Consider the following 2,683-nt stretch of genomic DNA (forward strand, 5'->3'; position numbering starts at 1 on the left):
CCCTTCACCTCCGGTGGCGCCACCGGCATGGGCCGCCCCGGCGACCGTCGTCAGGGCGCGCCGGGCGACCGGCCGCGTCCGGCCGGTGCCCCGGGTGCCGGCGACCGTCCGCGTCCGGGCGGCAACGCGCCGCGTCCGGGTGGTCCGGGCGACCGTCCGCGTCCGGGCGGCGACCGTCCGCGTCCCGGTGGTGCTCCGGGTGCCGGTGACCGTCCGCGTCCGGGCGGTGCCCCGGGTGCCGGTGCGCCGCGTCCCGGTGGTGCCCCCCGTCCCGACGGCATGCCCCGTCCGGCCGCGCCGCGCCCCGGTGCGCCGAGCCCGTCCGGCATGCCGCGTCCGAACCCCGGCATGATGCCGCAGCGTCCCGGCCCGGGTACCGGTCCGCGCCCCGGCCCCGGTGGCCGTGGTCCGGGTGGCCCCGGCGGCCGTCCGGGTGCCCCGGGTGCCGGTGGCGCCCGTCCGGGCTTCACCGGTCGTCCGGCCGGTCCGGGCTCGCGTCCGGCCGGTGGCGGCGGCGGCTTCGGCGGCCCCCGTCCGGGTGGCGGCGCCGGTGGCGGCGGCGGCTTCGGTGGCGGCGGTGCCCGTCCCGGTGGCTTCGGCGGCCGTCCCGGTGGTCCGGGTGCCCGTGGTGGCACGCAGGGCGCCTTCGGTCGTGGCCCGGGCGGTCGCCCGGCGCGCGGTCGCAAGTCGAAGCGGGCGAAGCGCCAGGAGTACGAGGCCATGCAGGCCCCGTCCGTCGGCGGTGTGATGCTGCCCCGTGGCAACGGCCAGACGGTCCGGCTGTCGCGCGGCGCGTCGCTGATGGACTTCGCCGAGAAGATCAACGCCAACCCGGCCGCGCTCGTCTCGGTGATGTTCAACCTCGGCGAGATGGTCACCGCGACCCAGTCGGTCTCGGACGACACGCTCCAGATGCTGGCCCAGGAGATGGGCTTCGTGCTGGAGATCGTCAGCCGTGACGACGAGGACCGCGAGCTGCTGGAGTCGTTCGACATCGACTTCGGTGCCGACGAGGGCGAGGACAGCGAGCTGCTGCCGCGTCCGCCGGTGGTGACCGTCATGGGTCACGTCGACCACGGTAAGACCCGACTGCTGGACGCGATCCGCAAGACCAACGTGGTCGCGGGCGAGGCCGGTGGCATCACCCAGCACATCGGTGCCTACCAGGTCACCGCCGACGTCAACGGCGAGGACCGGAAGATCACCTTCCTCGACACCCCGGGTCACGAGGCGTTCTCCGCCATGCGTGCCCGTGGTGCCAAGTCCACCGACATCGCGATCCTGGTGGTCGCGGCCAACGACGGTGTCATGCCGCAGACGGTCGAGGCGCTCAACCACGCCAAGGCCGCCGGTGTCCCGATCGTGGTCGCGGTCAACAAGATCGACGTCGAGGGTGCCGACCCGGTCAAGGTCCGCGGACAGCTGACCGAGTTCGGCCTGGTGGCCGAGGAGTACGGCGGCGACACCATGTTCGTCGACATCTCCGCCCGCCAGGGCCTGCACATCGACCAGCTGCTGGAGGCCGTGGTCCTGACCGCGGACGCCTCGCTGGACCTGCGGGCCAACCCGGAGCAGGACGCGCAGGGCATCGCCATCGAGGCCCACCTCGACAAGGGCCGCGGTGCCATGGCGACCGTGCTCGTGCAGCGCGGTACCCTCCGCGTCGGCGACTCGATCGCGGTGGGCGACGCCCACGGCCGCGTCCGCGCCATGCTCGACGAGAACGGCAAGAACGTGGAGGAGGCCGGTCCGTCGCGTCCGGTCCTGCTGCTCGGTCTGACCTCGGTGCCGCGCGCCGGCGACAGCTTCATCGTCGTCGACGACGACCGCACCGCCCGCCAGATCGCCGAGAAGCGTTCGGCCCGTGACCGCAACGCCATGTTCGCCAAGCGGCCGATGCGCATCTCGCTGGAGAACATCGACCAGGCGATCGCGGCCGGCAGCATCCAGCAGCTCAACCTCATCATCAAGGGTGACGTCTCCGGTTCGGTCGAGGCCCTCGAGGACGCGCTGGTCAAGCTGGACGTCGGCGACGAGGTCGAGCTCCGGATCCTGCACCGCGGTGTGGGTGCCATCACCGAGTCCGACGTGGACCTGGCGATGGGCTCGGACGCGATCATCATCGGCTTCAACGTCCGCGCCGAGGGCCGTGCCCGCACGGCGGCCGAGCGCGAGGGCGTCGACGTCCGGTACTACTCGGTCATCTACCAGGCGATCGAGGAGATCGAGGCCGCGCTCAAGGGCCTGCTCAAGCCGGAGTACGAGGAGGTGCGCCTCGGCTCCGCGGAGATCCGCGAGGTGTTCCGCAGCTCCAAGTTCGGCAACATCGCGGGTGTCCTGGTCCGCGAGGGCATCCTGCGCCGCAACGCCAAGGCCCGCCTCATCCGCGACGGCAAGGTCGTGGCGGAGAGCCTCACCATCGAGGGTCTGCGCCGCTTCAAGGACGACGCGACCGAGGTCCGCGAGGGCTTCGAGGCCGGTGTCACCCTGGGGTCGTTCAACGACATCAAGGTGGAGGACACCATCGAGACCTACGAGATGCGCGAGAAGCCGCGCTCGTAGTCGGTGCCAGTGGCCCGGGGCGCGGGGGCGGGGTTGTTTTTGCGGGGGGCCGGCCCCGCCTGCGCGGGTTTGGGGGGTGGCGGGGGCCCCCCCCGCCCGGGCCCGCCCCGGCGCCAGCGCG

1 protein-coding gene is annotated in these 2,683 nt (G+C 73.3%); it reads left to right on the plus strand.

Translation table 11 applies throughout. The features are described 5' to 3' along the window. The first annotated feature begins 27 nt into the window (after positions 1 to 27). A complete protein-coding gene (gene infB / locus ACFW1A_RS39875) occupies positions 28 to 2,562 on the plus strand; it encodes a translation initiation factor IF-2 (RefSeq protein WP_380418528.1) in 2,535 nt (844 codons plus the stop codon). Positions 2,563 to 2,683 lie beyond the last annotated feature (121 nt).

This window comes from Kitasatospora sp. NPDC058965 (genome assembly GCF_042741245.1).
In the GTDB taxonomy this organism is placed as follows: domain Bacteria; phylum Actinomycetota; class Actinomycetes; order Streptomycetales; family Streptomycetaceae; genus Kitasatospora.

What these genes read in the sequence shown, in the direction of transcription:
- infB (WP_380418528.1), top strand. Translation starts at nt 28, where the DNA reads ATGGGCCGCCCCGGCGACCGTCGTCAGGGCGCGCCGGGCGACCGGCCG.